Source organism: Bradyrhizobium sp. 521_C7_N1_3 (genome assembly GCF_052075975.1).
In the GTDB taxonomy this organism is placed as follows: Bacteria; Pseudomonadota; Alphaproteobacteria; order Rhizobiales; family Xanthobacteraceae; genus Bradyrhizobium; species Bradyrhizobium japonicum.
The window spans coordinates 2,101,388-2,118,148 of the sequence record NZ_CP197232.1; the positions used below are offsets into that span (position 1 = coordinate 2,101,388).

The following is a 16,761-nucleotide window of genomic DNA, read 5'->3' on the forward strand; positions in this document are numbered from 1 at the left end:
TAGACTTCGTTCTCATCTATGAGGCCGGCCCGCACAATCAGTGGGCATTGCGAGATGTCGCGCTCCTTTCGTATCAACTTGAACGACGGCTGGAAAAAGTTCACGAACAAGCGAACCGAACCGTAAAGCTGAGCCAGCAAAGCAGCTGCTTCGAGCCCTCGTCGACGGTAGCCATCGTCGGACCACCGCGCCGTTCTTCTGCTCGACAAAGGCCTGTTCGCAATACACCTTCAAGGCCTCATTCATGAACACAGAGTCGTTGTCGGCATCCAACCCCGGAGCGCAAACGGTAGCTGCGCACGAACCGTGCGCGATAGCTTCTGTTCACGCACCAGAGGTGGCGCGCATTCCGTCCAGCCGGTCGCGATATCGGGGAGAACAAGCGTATGGACGAAACTGCCGACGCAGAAGGGCGTGGGCAACAAGATCGGCTTCGTCGAAATCGGGCGCCGGATCTCCCCAATCTGCTGAAGTACGAACAGGGATGCTGCGTCGCAGAGCACTTGCTACAAAGCGACGGCACCGGCCGCTTTGCTCACGAATGTATCGAAGCGTCCCCGCGCCAGGTCGATATGGCCGTGCCGCCCCATCGATTAAATCAAGGTCGGAAGCAGGGGCTTGAGACGCTTGCCGCAGACCCGGTCTGCGGCCTCCCAAAGCAATATCAGCGCGTTTCTCTCCGCATCTTGGTAGTTCCGCGGACGATTGCGGCGACCCGCTGTCCGGCCGATGGAAGCCAGGTATCGCGACGAACTCGTTGAGAATGCGCCCCTTTTGACGCGGCTCGGTATCCGCCGCGCCAAGGCAGACTTCAGTGCCTTGCGCGTCGCCGTGCTCAATCGCCTCATCGTTGCCCCTGTGCTCACTTGCCATTGGGGCGCAATCTGCGCGAGGCAACAGCGCAGTATTTAGGAGCATTTCTGACAATGCAATGCGCGCTTCCATCCCGGTTGCCCCGCAGCAAATTCCCCCCCCCCTGATCGGCAGCTGATTGCGTTCGAGACTCCGATCTCAATGGCGGCTTTAATGCGGTGCCGACTACGTCTTGACCAGCAGGTTGGCGAGATGACGTTCTTTTCTTCCGACATTCTGTGTTCACCGATTCAGCCATGCTTCGTATCTGGAAAGTGCTGCTGGCCCTTTGTCGCTGATGCGCTGCGGAGATCCATCGTCGCTCCACACACGACGTGTTACGCAGGAGAAAGTGATGGTGATCGTCGCAGGAACCTTCTCGATTTCCTCGGTCGTGATTGAGGGGCCTTTCTGTTCTTAGCCGTTGGTGAAGGATGGGTGCCCGATAAAGTCCCAGACCCCTCTACCGCTGTAATTGCTCTGCGGGCCTTCAATGCTGATACTGATACACGGCAACCCCACTGGAGAAGGTAGTGTCTCGATCCTTCTTAATGTACTACGCCGCGTAGACCAAGACGCAGCTCATCACGATAGGACAAGGTGCAGCAATGGAAAGCATAATTAATATGTTGTACGTCTCACGCTTCCTTCCACCACACGACGAACGCCGCTGCCAAAAGGACTGGCAGAATGTCTCGATCACACGGGCAGCATCGAGTCACAACGTATGCGCACGCATGGTCCTACGTTAGCACCATTCGACATCGATGTGAGCAAGCAGTTGCGCTTGCCAAGTTCGACGACGGCCGCGCCTGATCAACGGTCGCGACCCCGTCTCACTCACGCTGGACAGGCGGCCGAGTTGTGGGAAATCGGCGATGCCGGCCGCTCGCTCTGGTGATCGGCAACTTCAGTAAGCTGTCAAATCCGGAAGGATCATTGCCAGGTCTGTCTTGTCCTCTGAACCCCAAGGTTTCCAATGATGATCCCTACGAAATCGACACAAAGTCAGCTGAAAGAGCGGGTGGCAAGTGCATTGAGAAAAATCGAGGCACTGGAATCTGCATATGAGACGATCACGATCGGACAACTGGTTTCAATGCGAGCGAGGACGCACGGCTCAACGACCGCCATCGATGTCTTCGAGCGCGGTGAGCGCGCTACCTACTCCGAGATGGACCAATTGTCTAACAAATATGCGGTTGCGCTGCGCACATTCGGCGTACGCAAGCGCGATCGAATCGGGGTGATGCTACCCAATCGCATTGCTTTCCCGATGTTGTGGTTCGCGATCGCCAAGCTCGGCGCGGTGATGGTCCCCATCAACATGCGCTACACGGCGAGAGAAATCGAATACGTTCTCAGCGATACTCAGGCCAAGTTCGCTGTCGTTGACGAGTCCGCAAGGACAGTGTTCTCGGCAATGGACCCTTGGCCGAAAGACCTTGGCAAGGATCGAGTAATTATCGTTGGAGAGTCTTCCGACGGGGCAGCCACGGCCCTCGATGAATTGCTCAAAGGGCTCGACGATTCTCTGGTGGAGGAGGATATCCGACCGGACGACCTGTTGAACATTCAATATACCTCGGGGACAACAGGCTTTCCGAAGGGCTGCTTGTTGACGCACGACTACTGGGGCGTGAGGTCGTACCAGGCGGCTTGCGGGGACGGGCAGCCGTTCCAGAGGTATCTGTCCGCGCAACATTTCTTCTATGCCGACCCGCAAGGAGATCTTGTGAAGTCGTATAGGCAGGGCGGCACGCTCTACTTGGCTCCGTCAATCAGCTCAACGCGCTTCATCGGTTGGGTCAAGCAGCACCGCATCGAGTGGTGCGTGTTTCCGCAGCTGGTAGCGCGCCAGGCCGAACTTGCCGACGAAGACGGGGCGACATCCCTGAGGCATAGCCTGACGTGGGGCTGCGGTCCTGATACGCAACGCAACATCCGGAAGCGGTTTCGAGTGCGTACCCATGATGCTTATGGGATGACAGAAATCGGGTTTGGCACACAAATGCCGAGCGGCCTTGATGAGATGGAGGAATCCGGATCGGTGGGGATTCGTGCCCCGTTTCGGAAGCTGCGACTAATGAATGACGATGGCACGCCCACCCCAGTCGGCGAAATCGGCGAACTATGGGTGAGTGGTCGTGGAATCCTCCAAGGCTATTGGAATAGGCCGAATGTCGCCTCGTTCGAAGGCGAATGGTTCAAGACGGGGGATCTGCTGCGGCGCGACGACTTAGGCTTTCATTGGCTAGTAGGGCGCACGAAGGACATGATCCACCGCTCAGGCGAGAACATCGCTGCACGCGAGGTGGAGGCCATCATCCGCGAGATTGCTGAGATTGCAGATGTGGCCGCCGTACCCGTTCGAGATGCTATGCGGGGAGAGGAGGTCAAGATCTACGTGGAACTGAGAGAGGGTCTCACACCAGACGATATGCTCGTGAAGCGCATTTTCGAACATGCTCGTGCTAATCTTGCCGTGTTCAAAGTGCCGCGGTACATCGCCTTTACTCCGCTGCTTCCTAGAACGAACACCAGCAATAAAGTGCTCAAACGTGAGCTGATGGCCGTGAGCGACCCGCTTGCCGGCGCCTACGATACTGAGGACAAGCGCTGGCGCTGAATATCTGACTAGAGTCGCTGCCGCACTTGCTAGCGCGCGAAGCAGGGTAAGGTTATATTGTTCGAATGAACGGTAGCGGCTGCCTTGACCGGGTCGGACGTACCGCTCCAGAATTGCCATTGCACCACTGCGGGCGAGCGCATGACCAATCATCAGGCTCGGATTCATGGTGGCCGATGGAAGGCGCAGAGAGATGCAGCTGCAATGCCCTGGCTAATCTTGAGACAGGCCCGAGCGTCGCGTCTGAGCGCGCTTTCTTGCTCAGAGGCAGCTATCGTTGCCCATATGCAACTACAAGACGTTGCACGGCTTTTGCCCTCCGCCATCCAATTTCTGGAGCAGTCGCTTTGCCGAGCGCGCCGCCCGGCACAAGGCGCTGATCTCGACGAGGGCCGTGAGCAATCGCAGGGTGCGAAGCGGAGCCAATCTCGGCGTGTGCGGGTGCGACGTCGCGGAACCTGCTTCGGCAAGGAGATCAAACAGCTAAACCCGTCCACCTGCCCTCGTTCTTCCTCAATGGCGGCATGACGGCGAAACCCAAGGAGCGCCTATGGGCGGACTGTATTACGAAGAATTCAAGGTCGGGCAGGAGTTCAGGCACGCCCTCAGCCGGACCGTCACCGAGATGGACAATACATTGTTCAGCCTTTTGACGTTGAACCCGCAGCCGCTACACATCGACGCTCATTTCGCAGCCTCGACAGAATTCGGGCAGCGGCTTTTCAACAGCCTCTATACGCTTGGAATCATGATTGGGATGACCGTCTATGATACGACGCTCGGGACCACGGTTGCCAATCTCGGTATGACCGATGTCACTTTCCCCAAGCCAGTCTTTCACGGGGATACGCTGCGGGCTACCACGAGCGTTCTTTCGAAGCGGGAATCGAAATCGCGCCTGAAGGCAGGTGTCGTGGAATTCGAACACCAGGCGCTCAATCAGCTCGACCAGATCGTGGCAACATGCCGCCGAGCCGCGTTGATGCACAAGAGGCTGGCCTGATTGTCCAATGCTGTTCGTTCCGGGCGACAGCTCGCGCAAATTCGAAAAGGTCTCCGGAGGAGGGCCGACACACTCTTGCTCTAGCTCTCTCCGTCTAGCGGGCTGTTGAAAAGCTCAGCCGCGTTCGCAAACGAAGGCGGAATCGTCGCCGTTGTGGATGTAGAAGTGGCCGACGAGCCTGATCATAGCCCATCCGCGACCGCAGGACGGATCATTCTCATCGTGCCCTTCCCATGAGAACTCCGCGCAGGGCGAACCGTGGCGGGTGCCGTAGCGCACGTCCAAGAAGCCCTTAAGAGCCCCAAAGGCGATTTCGCCGTCGGACTTTCCCTGGAAGGTGAGATGCGCCTCTTCGACAAGATCGAGGAAGTCGCTGTCCCAGACGTCCATCTCGACGATGCGCCGACGTCCGACAAAGGCCTTGGCGAAGCCGGGCACCTTGCCCATCAGCCGGTCTCCGCGATCAACTTGGGCAGCCGCACCAGATTGTAGGCGCTGGCAGCGAAGGTGAAGGCCCATGCGACGCGATCACGGCCACGGAAGCTGGTCTTCTCTTGACCGGCGACCCTCTTGATCCAGCCGAACGCCTCCTCGATGCGCTTGTGGATGCGCTGGCTGACGGCATAGCCGCTGTGCCGGGTCGTTCTCCCGTCGATCGAAGAGCTGCGGCCGCTGGTGTTCTGCGCAACATGCGGCGTCACGTTCATCGAGCGCAGCTCGTTGACGAAGTCCTCTGCGTCGTAGGCTTTGTCGGCGCCAAGCGTGATTGCTGTCGGCCGGTCGGCACGAGGCTCGATCATGTGCAGCGCGGCCACCCGCTCGGCATGCCCGTCGGCCTGCGTCAGGCAGGCGCAGCCCATGCCCGATGAAGCACAGCTTCGTCTCCTTGCCTTTACCTTTGCGGTAGAGCCTGGCATCGGGATCAGTCGTCGAAGCATGGGTGTCGTTCGAGCGTTTCTGGCCGTGGAAATCCGCCTCAGCATTGCGCCCGCCGCCTTGCGCCGCGGCTCGCCCGAGCCGTCCTTGGGTTTGACGCTCTTCATTGAGGCCCAGGCCTCGATCAGCGTCCCATCGACCGAGAAGTGATCGCTCGACAGAAGCCTCTTCACCTTGGGCCGCTCCAGCACCGCCGCAAGGAACTTGGCCGCGATATCGCCCTCCAGCAGCCGGTCGCGGTTCTTCGAGAACACCGAATGGTCCCAGGCTGCGTCGTCGACGCCGATTCCGACGAACCACCGGAACAGCAGATCGTATTCCAGCCGCTCCATCAGAAGCCGCTCCAAGCGGATCGAATAAAACGCCTGCAACAGCATCGCCCGCAGCAGCTTCTCCGGCGGGATCGACGGCCGCCCAATCGGCGATTAGACCGCGGCAAACTCGCGCTCCAGCGCCGCCGGCGCCTCGTTTACGATCGTCCGGATCGCTCGCAGCGGATGATCCCGCCGCACGCGAGCCTCCAGGTCAACGTAGCTGAACAGCTCGCCCGTTCGATTGTCGCCGCCGCGCACGCACCATCTCCCGAATCCCCTCGGAGCTAGTGAATCACGGTCGCCGGCCGGCGGCGAGCATCCTTTTTCAACAGCCTGCTAGATCGAAAGAGGCTAGCACTACTTTGCAAAATACTAATTTTGCCCTGCCTTATAGGATTCCCGAATCAACTTTTCAATGATTCATGGGTGGTCGGCTCTTGGAGGGCTGACCATGGCGGGATGGAAAGACGAGCTCGAACGCTGGCTGATGCCGTTCTTGGACCGGTTGGGTTATAAGACTCGGCAGCGGATGTGTCCTCTGTACGTTGCAGGATTGATCGGTCCTGGCGATCGCAAGAGCGTTCAGCCGATGGCGGAGCGCCTTGCCACAGGCAAATCCTGCTTTTCTCAGCCCCGCATGCAGCCATTGCGACAGCGGCCCAGCCTCCAGCCCGATCCGCTTCACTGCAAAGCCGAGCGTCGCAAAAACTCAACCAAGGCGTCGGATTCGCTTGCGACCTTCGCCTCCATCTTACCCTGGGCATCCACAACGCCCACGCTCGACAGTGTCCAATGACACGTCGATCCCGGCAGGCGCACCTCGCTGATGAGTTGGGTCAGACTCTCGTCGAAGCAGACCACCGGCCGCTTTGGATCGGGCGCCTCGGCACAGAGATCGAGCACGTCCTCCATCCGGGCGACGTAATCCGCGTCGACCTGCGGAATGCACCACATGTTCTTGCGCCAGGGCTTCAAGTCGTTTTCAGCCAGGCGCCGACACACGGTTTCCCGAGAGAGGCTGGCGTGCTCGGTGAGCCGGACCAGTTCACCCGCCAACAGCTCCAGCGTCCAATGCGCGCGCCCTGCGGGCGGGCTCGAGCAGGCGGTTGCGACCAGCAGGGCTTCCTCTTTGCCGGACGGTCTGCGGCTCGCCCCCGGACGCGGCTGCTCTTCGCTGAGCGCGGCTTCCAAGTTGCCGAGCACGAAGCGGCGTTTTGGTCCGGTACACGGTGGATCCGCCCACGCCGACGCTTCTGGCAATCGCCTCGTCGGTGGCGCCGGCATCGGCCGCCAGAAGAATCTGCGCGCGCTTGAGCTTACGCGCCGCATGCTTGCTGCCGTCCAGAAGCGCCGTCAGTTCCTCGCGCTCAGTTTGGCTGAGTTCGACCCGATAGCGTACATTCTCCGTGCCTCCTTAATCGAGGCACGGATGAACAGCTGAATCGGATGGCCGACGTGAGTCGATCCGCAAAACCTTTACGCCCAAGCAAGGCCAGTATCTGGCCTTCATCGACGCCTATACGCGCGTGCATTGCCGCCCGCCCGCCGAATGGGAGATGCAACGCCACTTCGGGGTGACCCCGCCTTCGGTTCACCAAATGTCCCTGACCCTCGAACGCGCAGGCTTCATCCGCCGCCAAGCGGGCGTGCCGCGCAGCATCGAGGTGCTCATTCCTCCAGAGGACCTGCCCATCTTGCAAGCTCAAATCCAACCCGTCAAAACCTCTGTGTCGAGGTACTAGTTGGTGGTTGGCCTCATGGATACAGTCGCTGAAATAGCGGCATCCGACACTCGGGCGTACGGCTTGAAGTTGTGCTTTGCATTTACTTGCCGCCTCCCGCGCGCCCGACACGCGGGCGAGAACCGCGGGACTGGTTAAGGGAACCTGACGGGCCTGTCCAGGCAGTCCAGCAGCTTCTTCGTTGCATTCTGGCTACGCAGGCAAGCGGCTGGGTTCTGGTCCATATAGGATAACCAGTCGTCATTGCGTCGGGCCGACGCTGAAGATTGCCAGCGTAAGTTCCGAATTCTAGACTCACGTGACGGTCACCGCGGTTATTTGGCAATCGTGGTGCTGCGAACAAGCCACGATATCGGGATCCGTTAGGATAGCCAAGATGCTGCATTCTGTTCGTAGGAAGTCAAAACGAGCGGAATTACTCGCGTCTGGAACGTTCATTGCAAGATCCATAGTCAACTCGTCATACTGACTACGCATCTGAAAATCGGAAAGAACCAGGTGGCGACCCCAGAACTGCGATTTGCGCTTTCGGAATACGAAACGCGACTCAATGGAACCCGGAAGACGATGCAGAAAGCAGGCAACTGCTAATCGCTACCGATCCAAGAATATGGCTTGGCTCACCGGTTATGACGGATGGTCGTTCACCAAGCATTAGTGCGTGATCGTACAGATGGATGGCTCTCCGATCTGGTTCGGCCGAGGGATGGACGCGAACGGTGCTCGAAGAACAGTGTACATGGTTGAAAGTTGAAGGTCCTTTGCGGATCATTATGTCCAATCTGAACAGTATCATCCCATGACAGTTCTGGCAGAGATCATCGCCGGACAGGGACGGGGGTCAGCAACAATCGGCATCGAAAAGGCAGCTACTACTTGACGCTTGTCGGATTCGAGGCGCTTGAAGCAACGGGGCCGAAGTTCAAGGACGCGACGCGCCTCGTGAAATGGCAGAGGATTGTTAAGTCGCCACGTGAGATCGAGTATATGCGAGACGCGGGCAAGATTGTGACAGCAATGCACAAGCGGGTCGCAGAAGTTATTCGCCCGAGCGCCAAGCAGTCCGATATCGTTGCCGAGATCTAACAGACCGCAATTCGCGGTATAGACGGAGTCTGGGGCGATTATCCTCCCGCGGTTCCGCTTATCGGCGCCGGTGTGGATGCTTCGGCTCCGCACCTCACATGAAGCGACCGTCCTATACGGGCCGTCGAAAGCATATTCTTCGAACTGGCGGGCGTGCATAAACACTATCACTGTCCTCTGTCTCGAACGTTCTTGGAAAGCCTGAGCAAGAGTATCTCGACGCCGATGCTGCCGTGACGCTGGCCGGGCAAGCGGACGAAGCGAACGAGATTGCCAAGGGATTTTGCTGGTCACCTCCACGCGAGCTATCTATTGCCTGATTTGAGTCCCCCTCTTGCGCCGGTGCCATGCTGGTGAGCCCCGGACAAGGGTACTGTCGTGTCGATTCAAAATCAGGATCGTCATAGGGAACCTTGAAAAACGCGCTCCTAGACTCCTTTCTGCGCCCAGCGCCAAAAGCGCGTATACTCGGTGAACCAGTTGCCGAACCTTCCGACAGAGTCCGCCACGGCGAGTTCGTGCGCACAATCCAAAGAGCTGCTTCGATTAAAAGCCGACTGTCACGTCCGCTGCTCCCGGAATCACCGGCTTTGCGGACAACTGCGGTGAGATCCGCTCTCATTGGGCGTCGCTCAACATGAGTCGAATCAAGTCTGATCCCCCAATTTCTTCAGCCTTGAAGCGATCTTCTACCAATCTGGAATCTCCGAGGCCAAACAGGGCTTGATGCGTCGCATTGACGTGTGGCTTCTCCATTCGACATCAGCGAGCTATATCAGCGTCGGTGGAAGTACCCATGGCCATGTGCAGCTTACTCCTATTGCCACTCTTAATCCGTCAACTTCCGCCCAAAGCCAAGATCGCCGTCCTGACATACGGCTCGACGTATTTCGGCGAAGATCTGTTCGGATTCGACGATCCCGCTGAACGAGCGAGGGTCGTGGTAGGGCGCATCGAAGGTGGTACCTTCTGGTATGATGAAGCGGCCGTCCGCCCACCAATGTTGCCGCAATCGAAATAGATGTCGCTGCCCGCATCACTCGACTCCCAGTCGCGCATCCAGAGATCGCGGCAATCCTGTTCGAATGCACGGCCTTCCGATTGTTGCGGCGGCCACCCGCCCATTCATGACATCACAGACCTTTGCCGGATGACGATGGCGTCCACAGCACAGGCAACAGGATAACCGGCAATCGCATGTCTGACATGAAGGGATTTAGGAGAATCGGGCTGCATAACGCCACTTTTGGAGCAAGCGACCGCTTCTCTGTCAGGTGGCGCGATGCTCCTCGGCTTGTCGCGTATCTTAAGGGTTTGACGAAAACGCAGTTGGGTGGCTGCGGTCACGTTCGGTAGTGAGTTGCCAGTGGACACACACGGCGCACGACAGCATGAAGTAGGACCTGCAGGTCTGCACGAACGAATGCATTCGCTCGAACTGGCGCTACGACCAGACTGTTCGACCACGCTCCACGCGGCGAAGAAACGTCGAGACTTCGACTTTACTAGACGGTAGCCGTCTCCGCACGCGATCACACGGGTGGGGTATTCGTCCTCGGGCGCAAGGCGACCAATAAGCACATGCAAGGTAAGCTCAGCTCGATCAAGATCCGGTTGCGTAGTGTATGCGCGATCGCCAAGCACAAACCGGATTCAAGCAGATTGCCTAGGTTATAGGCACAGAAACGTGTTCGCGCGAGGGCATGCGGCGAAAGCACGAACGTCAGGTGAACATCGAGATTCTTTGGAAGAGCAAACTGGGACAGTAACAACAAGTGGCGAAGGCGCGACGATTCTTTCTTTTGCGCTGCTTACCGCTGCGAGATAGTCCCGTTCTCGCTTTGTCGCAGGAAGGGCGAGACGACCGGTCCGACGCTCGATGTGTTAGCAACCGTAAGCCAAGCAGTCGCCACATCACGGCTTCGTGCGAACCAAACCTTGTCGTGCTTTCTGATGTAGGCGATGAATTCGCGCAACATGCGGACGCGAGACGGGCGGCCGGTCACTTGCGGGTGCATGATGAGATTGAAGTAGCCGCCGGACAGATAGGCCTCGTCGAACTCCGCCTTCCAGATCGAGAGCACGTGATCGTTAGTAGCCAACGGCCGGTGGGACTTGATGCTGGTCAAAAGATACTGAGCGTCATCCATGCTCCAGTGCCACGGCAACAACGACGGCAGGGCTTCCATCCTCTAGGATGTGGCGGTTGGATTCGATGTCGTCCAGCATGGTACTATCATAGATGAATCCTCGTTCAGTCAGAAGGCGGATTAGCTTCGCGCTCATTTCTCCTGATGGGGCACGGTAGCCTACCGGAGCCAGGCCGATTACGCGCTTGATTGACTCGATGCTCGTTTCAAGCTCCTCGAGTTTCCATCTCCAGATGGTTCGGATCGATCGGCTTGTGTAAATAGCCGTGGTGGCCGATTTCATGATCGGCTTTTACGATCTTCTCGACGATATGGGTTCTGTTGTCGACGACCCAGCCGGGTACAAAGAAAGTGGCCGGCACCCCTTCGTCGGTAAGCAGCTCGAGGATTTGGGTACGCCAACCTTGGCGCCGTAGGTGCCCTGCGAGAGCGTGCCGGGACGATCGAGATTGGTCGGGTCGCGCCCGAGCCACAAGGTTTCTGCATCGAAGTCGAAAGTGAGATTGACGGCGATCTTGGCGCCTTTCGGCCATGGGATATTTGGCAAGTACGATCTCCAGATGCAGGCTGCTGATCGTGACGGAGTCAACTTCTTTGTGGTGTAATGGATAAGTATAACTTCGGCCTGACCGTGTTGATTGATTGACGAACCCGCTACGCCGTTCGCGCTCGCGATAGGCAAGCGCTTCGAGCGCACTTGACACTTCTAACGAATGCAACACAGCGCGGAACTACCAAGATCCGTAGTTGAATGTTCTATTCCAGAATGCACCATCACGAGTGGGTGCGGGCGGCGCGCGGAAATGGAAATGAGCTCTCCCCGAAGAATTGGTTCTCAATCTAAGCTCTGATTACGGAGCGACCGCTACGCGGGATGACATCAAGGTTTGCGACCGGGTTGGCCTTTGCGAGCACAGAGAAAGGAGCGCTGGAGTTGCCCTCGGCTGCGGCATGGCCGACGGCCAATTTGGAGTGAAGAAGCTGGAGGATTGCATGCTGGCTGCTTGCCGCAAGGAGATGATGGCCAGCGCCGGTCCGGAAAGGTGTTACAGCAACAAAGTTGCGGACGTTAATGCCGACGGCACAGAGGAACCGGTGTTCGGCATCCACCGATCATCGATTGGCAGAGAGGCCGCGTAGGAGCGTTCGGTTCCAGTGCCCAGGTCGCATCACTTGCAGCCAGCGTCGCGTGTCTCGCATCGCGAGATAGATCATGTTTCATGAGCATCACAATGGAGCCCTCGATGGAAGTGTTGTCGCATCTGCAGGTGGTCGAAATCGGTAGCTCGGCCGCAACCAGCTACTGTGCGCGATTGTTCGCCGATTTCGGTGCCGATGTTCGGAAGGTCGAGCCGCCGCAAGGGGATCCACTTCGACGGAGCCCGCCACTAACTCCCAGCGGCCAGAGCGCGTGGTTCGCATTTCTGAACTTCAACAAATCGAGCGTCATCATCGATCCCACCACTTCACAGGCGAGCATACGACTGACTGCATTGATCGAGAATTGCGACATTCTGATCGATGGTCGCGACGTCGATACCGCAGATTGCCCGTTCATTGATCTGGCCGCGGTCCGCAAGGTCCGTCCCGGGTTGATTTGCCTCCAAGGGAGCTGGTTCGGCCGAGAGGGGCCCTATGCAGGAATGGCCGCAACCGATTCAACCGTCCGGGCGCTCGCTGGCCTTATCAGATTGGTTGGACCGGTCGAGGGCCCACCGATGCACGCGCCGGATTTCCAAACAGGCATCCTCGCTGGCCTGTGGGGCTTCATTGCTGCGGCTTCCTCAGTGATTGCGAAAACGCAGGACGGAGGAGGGAGGTCGTGGTCGCTCAATATTTTTGAATCGAGCCTCGCTCTCAGTGAGTATCTCATGTCAGAGGCGTTTGCGCGCGGCGACGTGATGCGCCGGATTGGCACTAACCGCTTTTGGCCAGGTTCTCCAGTTGGCATTTACGAAACAAAAAAGGGTTGGCTCGGCGTCACGTTGATAACACCGGCACAATGGCGGGCATTCTGCGACATGCTCGGCCTATCAGAATTGCGTGACGAGTCGGCCTTGATTATGGGCGAAGATCGTCTGAAGCACCTTGAACAGATCGAACAAGTATTTATGCCGAGGTTGAAAGCGCGGACCGCACAGGAGTGGTTCGAAGAGGGGCGAAAAGGAAGGATTCCGATCGTGCCAGTGCCCGAAATATCGGATCTACTCCAGGACACGGAAAAGAAAATGCGCGGCGCGATTGTGCCTGTTCTGCTAGGCGAAGAAGAGGGCCTGACGGTCGGATCGGTGCAGGGGTTGACATTGACGCCGCCGCGTCCTGGCGGAAAAGTTCCTGCTGTCGGCGAGCGGCAGTGCAGCGAGAATACGCGAGGAGATCAGGCCACCGCTGCGTCGGTGACACCCATCCGCATTGATGCCGCCCGGCAGCCTTTGCAGGGAATTCGGGTCATCGACTTCTCAATGGGCTGGGCAGGTCCATTGTGTACGCGCACGCTGGCGGATCTCGGAGCAGACGTAATCAAGATTGAGGCAATCCAGTATCCGGACTGGTGGCGCGGCGTTGATCGAAGCTATGCGTATATCGATGCGCAGATGTACGAAAAATCCGGAAGATTTTGTATCATGAACCGCAACAAGCGCGGCATCACACTCGACCTCACGCGCACCCAAGGCCTCGATCTCGCAAAACAGCTTTTGACGGACGCTGATGCTGTCGTGGACAACTACTCGGTAGACGTGCTGCCGAAGCTCGGGCTTAGCTACGACGTTCTCAGAACGCTTAACCCTCGACTCGTCATGATATCAATGTCAGCCTTTGGCACGAACAGTGTCAATCGTGATTGCCGGGCCTATGGCTCGACTCTGGAGCAGGGCTCGGGCTTGCCAAGTGTGATTGGAAATCCCACAGACATACCAGTGATGAGCCACGTTGCGTTTGGAGACGCCGTCGGTGGGTTAAATGGCTGTGCTGCAGTGCTGGTAGCCCTGATACACGCCCGCAAAACTGGACAGGGACAGTTCATCGATCTCGCCCAGATCGAATGCATGATGCCGTTCGCGGCGCCATGGATTACGGTTTATTCGACCGGCGGTGCGCCGCCAACACGATATGGCAACCGGCATCCACACTTCGTGCCGCACGGCTGCTTTCGATGTGCGGGGGAGGACAATTGGATTATGGTGGCCGCGACCAATGCCGAAATGTGGCAGAGGCTTGCCCAAACCATTGGCCGGCCAGACTGGGCCGCGGATCCGTCGCTCAAATCTGTGGAAGCTCGCCGCCGAATCGAAGAAGCCATTGACGGAGACATCGAAGCATGGGCGCTCACTCGGGACGCGGATCAGGCGATGTCCGAGTTGCAAGGCGTGGGGGTGGCGGCCGGCGTAGCCCGCCTCCCGATTGACCTCCTCAATGATCGCCACCTCCGGTCTCGCTCGTTTTTCCAGGACGTCGAGCGCGCTTTCATAGGGCTGCATCCGCAGCCATCAATGCCCATTCGCGAGAGTTCCGAGCCCTATCCAATCCGCGCAGCGGCGCCAACTCTGGGACAACACAATGGAGAGATTCTATCTGGTCTTTTGGGTCTCTCCGATGCTCAAATCGCTGAATTGGTGGCGGAGGATATAATTGGGACAGCGATGCGTGCCGAACGAGATCCCGCAACAACAGAGAAGGTTTCTTCGAACTGAAGCTCTGTCCAGTCGCCAGCGTCATCAACTGGAATGATGCAAAACCCGATGACGTTCGGGTTTCTTATATGGAAAGGACTGCTCAGCTTCGTCAGCTCCTGATCGACGTTCGGGACATTTGTGCTCGTTCCACTTCGCGACAGCTCCGTTGAGCGCGGCGAGCGATCTGAGGCTCTATCAATTTTTTGTATTGGCGGACTGCCTCCGTCTGGTGACCACAGCCGTGTGGAACTTGTCCTACAAGGCATCCTTCGAATCGTCTGGCAGAAATGCACCATCGAGACTGTAAACACTTTGCCTGCTGGACTTGGTAGCTGCGCAAGGACGAGCAAGGATCTAGCTGATTTGGACTGGAGCTCGACCTAACCGCAAGCAGGATACTGCCGAACCTTCCGTCTGCGCGCTGACGCTGAAAAGCCTCATCCGACAAGCAAGCGAGATAAAGGAGAGGTACGCAGGTATGTTGAGCACCTTTCGTGGAGAATGAAAATGCAACAGCAGATCGCTCAAAATAACGGCTACAGGTTGGGCGTGAGCCATCTCCATGCAGCTCAGATCGCTGGTCTCGTGCCTGTCCAGGGACACGCCAGCAGCGGACGTACTATTGCTTGCCTCAATGGCCGGCGTTACGGCCATGCGCGGCTGATTGATTTCGCCCGATGCTCCTATCTGGGCCTGCACGATCATCCGGTGATCGTCGCCGGAGCGATCGAGGCGATCGAGGCGCATCGATCGTTGCACCAGTCCTACACCCGGACCCGCCTTGACGAACTAGAAGAGAGTCTTTCTGACCTTTTTGGCTCACGCGTAATCGCGTTTTCGAGTGGCATGCTGGCCAATTTGGGCGCGATGCCTATCCTGGCCTCAGGGCAATTCACTGGCGGCAGGAGGCCGGTCGTCGCCTTCGACCAGTCTGCACACATCTCGCTCGCTCATCACAAGCCGGTAGTGGCTAATGAAACTGCCTTAGAAACGATAGCGCATAACGACATCAACGCTCTCGAGCGCTTGTGCCGTGAACATTCGGTGGTCGCTTACGTGTGCGATGGCGTCTATTTCAGGGGAGGCTATGCTCCGATAAAGGAGTTGCGCCAACTCCAGGAACGTTATGGGCTCTTTCTGTATATCGACGACGCTCACGGCATATCGCTCTTCGGACGCCAAGGTGAAGGATTTGCCCGTTCTCAGTTTTCCCAAGCGCTCGGTGACCGAACTGTCATAGCAGGCTCACTCGCCAAGGGGTTTGGTTCCTCGGGCGGAGTGCTGATGGTTGGACTCGCAGATCACGAGGCGCTGATTCGAAAGTCCTCCATTCCGTATTCATTTTCGGCGGCGCCAAGCGCGGCTGCGATAGGTGCGGCGCTCGCGTCATGCAAAATTCACCGCTCGCCTGAGCTGGGCCAGCGCCAACGGCGGTTGTCGCAACTCACTCAGCTCTTTGACCGTGGTGTCGCCACCGCTGAACAAGGCAATTCACTTCCGATCCGAACCATCGTCATCGGATCTGAAGTCAATGCGACGGCCATTGCAAGACGGCTCCTGGATTGCGGCTTCTATACCCTAGTGGACGTGCAGACCGTCGCCCAAGGGAGGGCGGCAATTCGAGTGTGCATTACAGCGGAGCAGGAGTTCTGCGATGTAGAACGGCTATGTGACTGCATTCTGGAAATAACAGCCGAGGTTACGGGAAAGCCCTACCCGATGAGGTGATATGTGGTTCGGATGCAAGAAGAGACGTCAATAGCCGGAGCAGTTTGCATGCAGCTAATCCATGCTCGATGCGGGAACCCGCCTATGTTTCCTAGCTGCGCCAATGCCACTCTAAGAGAAAAGAAGGAGCTTTCGCTTCAAGCGCGCGGATCGTCATTCCGGCAGTCGGTCGTGTGGGGCCGACCCGATTCTTCGAGCATCGCCACCCTAAAGCTCGTCTGTTTAGCAGCTTGATTGACGTGCTCAACCGCGGCACGCCAGGGGCGCGGATCTCGCTGAATATGGTGCGGGCGACTGCGGGATATCGACCACTTGGGTCAGGACAAGTCGAGCGCGGCGGAAAACCTCGCCGATACACACCTGATCGAGCTTGCGGCTGCAATCGTCTCCTTCCCTATTGTCGACCGCGAACCGCGAAGCGAGCTTTCTGGTGAGCAGGTTAGCATGCAGCCGCTCGTGCAATTCGGATAATCAATATAAGTCCATAAAGTTGCGCGCGGATCCTGACGATTGGATAGGTGCCGCAGGATCTTCGCGATTTGCGACGTGCCGCCGTAATCGCCCCGTGCGAGGTATTCTAGCCGCGCGCTATGCTTGCCGCCGCTGCGTATGCCGAACGATGCGTAGACAATCAATGCTTTGGGTTC

Annotated in this window: 13 protein-coding genes and 5 pseudogenes; 10 read left to right on the forward strand and 8 right to left on the reverse strand. The window is 57.9% G+C overall.

The window, feature by feature from the left end:
* Positions 1 to 56: 56 nt before the first annotated feature.
* Positions 57 to 848 (reverse strand): annotated as a pseudogene (locus AB7008_RS09530) (ISNCY family transposase); the annotation flags it as partial.
* 983 nt (positions 849 to 1,831) lie between these two features.
* Here AB7008_RS09530 and AB7008_RS09535 point away from each other — a divergent pair.
* Together AB7008_RS09535 and AB7008_RS09540 are read left to right on the forward strand one after the other, a co-directional pair.
* Positions 1,832 to 3,481, forward strand: coding sequence for a class I adenylate-forming enzyme family protein (locus AB7008_RS09535; RefSeq protein ID WP_441258763.1), 1,650 nt, complete (start codon positions 1,832 to 1,834; stop codon positions 3,479 to 3,481).
* A gap of 550 nt (positions 3,482 to 4,031) precedes the next feature.
* Positions 4,032 to 4,484 (forward strand): MaoC family dehydratase, encoded by a 453-nt coding sequence (locus tag AB7008_RS09540; RefSeq protein WP_441258764.1) that lies wholly within the window; start codon positions 4,032 to 4,034, stop codon positions 4,482 to 4,484.
* Between the two features lie 114 nt (positions 4,485 to 4,598).
* On the opposite strand, the gene AB7008_RS09545 is transcribed toward AB7008_RS09540, so the two are convergent.
* A complete protein-coding gene (locus tag AB7008_RS09545; protein WP_441258765.1) occupies positions 4,599 to 4,931 on the reverse strand; it encodes a hypothetical protein in 333 nt (110 codons plus the stop codon).
* Positions 4,931 to 5,992: pseudogene (locus tag AB7008_RS09550) on the reverse strand (IS5 family transposase). The gene AB7008_RS09545 and the pseudogene AB7008_RS09550 overlap by 1 nt, the downstream one beginning before the upstream one ends.
* A gap of 157 nt (positions 5,993 to 6,149) precedes the next feature.
* Between AB7008_RS09550 and AB7008_RS09555 the strand changes: the two are divergent.
* Positions 6,150 to 6,344 (forward strand): annotated as a pseudogene (locus AB7008_RS09555) (transposase); the annotation flags it as partial.
* 3 nt (positions 6,345 to 6,347) lie between these two features.
* Here AB7008_RS09555 and AB7008_RS09560 read toward each other — a convergent pair.
* Positions 6,348 to 6,590, reverse strand: a pseudogene (locus AB7008_RS09560) (hypothetical protein); the annotation flags it as partial.
* Positions 6,542 to 7,091, reverse strand: a pseudogene (locus AB7008_RS09565) (IS630 family transposase); the annotation flags it as partial. The pseudogenes AB7008_RS09565 and AB7008_RS09560, both read right to left, overlap by 49 nt.
* A gap of 169 nt (positions 7,092 to 7,260) precedes the next feature.
* Between AB7008_RS09565 and AB7008_RS09570 the strand changes: the two are divergent.
* The 3 genes from AB7008_RS09570 to AB7008_RS09580 all read left to right on the forward strand — a co-directional run bounded on the left by AB7008_RS09570 (position 7,261) and on the right by AB7008_RS09580 (position 9,583).
* Positions 7,261 to 7,476 carry a LexA family protein gene (locus AB7008_RS09570; RefSeq protein WP_441258766.1) on the forward strand — a complete coding sequence of 72 codons (216 nt, stop codon included), beginning with the start codon at positions 7,261 to 7,263 and terminating at the stop codon, positions 7,474 to 7,476.
* A gap of 876 nt (positions 7,477 to 8,352) precedes the next feature.
* Entirely contained in the window at positions 8,353 to 8,562 is a 210-nt protein-coding gene (locus AB7008_RS09575) for a hypothetical protein (protein WP_441258767.1), read from the forward strand.
* A gap of 796 nt (positions 8,563 to 9,358) precedes the next feature.
* Positions 9,359 to 9,583 carry a hypothetical protein gene (locus AB7008_RS09580; protein WP_441258768.1) on the forward strand — a complete coding sequence of 75 codons (225 nt, stop codon included), beginning with the start codon at positions 9,359 to 9,361 and terminating at the stop codon, positions 9,581 to 9,583.
* 790 nt (positions 9,584 to 10,373) lie between these two features.
* On the opposite strand, the gene AB7008_RS09585 is transcribed toward AB7008_RS09580, so the two are convergent.
* From AB7008_RS09585 to AB7008_RS09595, 3 genes are read right to left on the reverse strand one after another with little or no spacing between them, the layout of a single operon-like run.
* Positions 10,374 to 10,712, reverse strand: coding sequence for a hypothetical protein (locus AB7008_RS09585; protein WP_441258769.1), 339 nt, complete (start codon positions 10,710 to 10,712; stop codon positions 10,374 to 10,376).
* On the reverse strand, positions 10,705 to 10,995 hold the full coding sequence (locus AB7008_RS09590) for a hypothetical protein (protein ID WP_441261299.1): 291 nt from the start codon (positions 10,993 to 10,995) through the stop codon (positions 10,705 to 10,707). Before AB7008_RS09590 ends, AB7008_RS09585 begins: the two co-directional genes overlap by 8 nt.
* On the reverse strand, positions 10,919 to 11,245 hold the full coding sequence (locus AB7008_RS09595; protein WP_441261200.1) for a polysaccharide deacetylase family protein: 327 nt from the start codon (positions 11,243 to 11,245) through the stop codon (positions 10,919 to 10,921). Before AB7008_RS09595 ends, AB7008_RS09590 begins: the two co-directional genes overlap by 77 nt.
* 418 nt (positions 11,246 to 11,663) lie before the next feature.
* Here AB7008_RS09595 and AB7008_RS09600 point away from each other — a divergent pair, with 418 nt between their 5' ends.
* The 4 genes from AB7008_RS09600 (at position 11,664) to AB7008_RS09615 (ending at position 16,585) form a co-directional block, all read left to right on the forward strand.
* Positions 11,664 to 11,852 (forward strand): hypothetical protein, encoded by a 189-nt coding sequence (locus tag AB7008_RS09600; RefSeq protein ID WP_441258770.1) that lies wholly within the window; start codon positions 11,664 to 11,666, stop codon positions 11,850 to 11,852.
* A 104-nt stretch (positions 11,853 to 11,956) separates the two neighbouring features.
* Complete coding sequence (locus tag AB7008_RS09605; protein ID WP_441258771.1) at positions 11,957 to 14,404, forward strand: CoA transferase; 2,448 nt, start codon at positions 11,957 to 11,959, stop codon at positions 14,402 to 14,404.
* Between the two features lie 489 nt (positions 14,405 to 14,893).
* The gene (locus AB7008_RS09610; RefSeq protein WP_441258772.1) at positions 14,894 to 16,114 is read left to right on the forward strand and encodes an aminotransferase class I/II-fold pyridoxal phosphate-dependent enzyme; all 1,221 of its coding nucleotides are present in this window, start codon (positions 14,894 to 14,896) and stop codon (positions 16,112 to 16,114) included.
* A 312-nt stretch (positions 16,115 to 16,426) separates the two neighbouring features.
* Positions 16,427 to 16,585, forward strand: a complete 159-nt coding sequence (locus tag AB7008_RS09615; protein WP_441258773.1) for a hypothetical protein — start codon at positions 16,427 to 16,429, stop codon at positions 16,583 to 16,585.
* Positions 16,586 to 16,761: the final 176 nt, after the last annotated feature.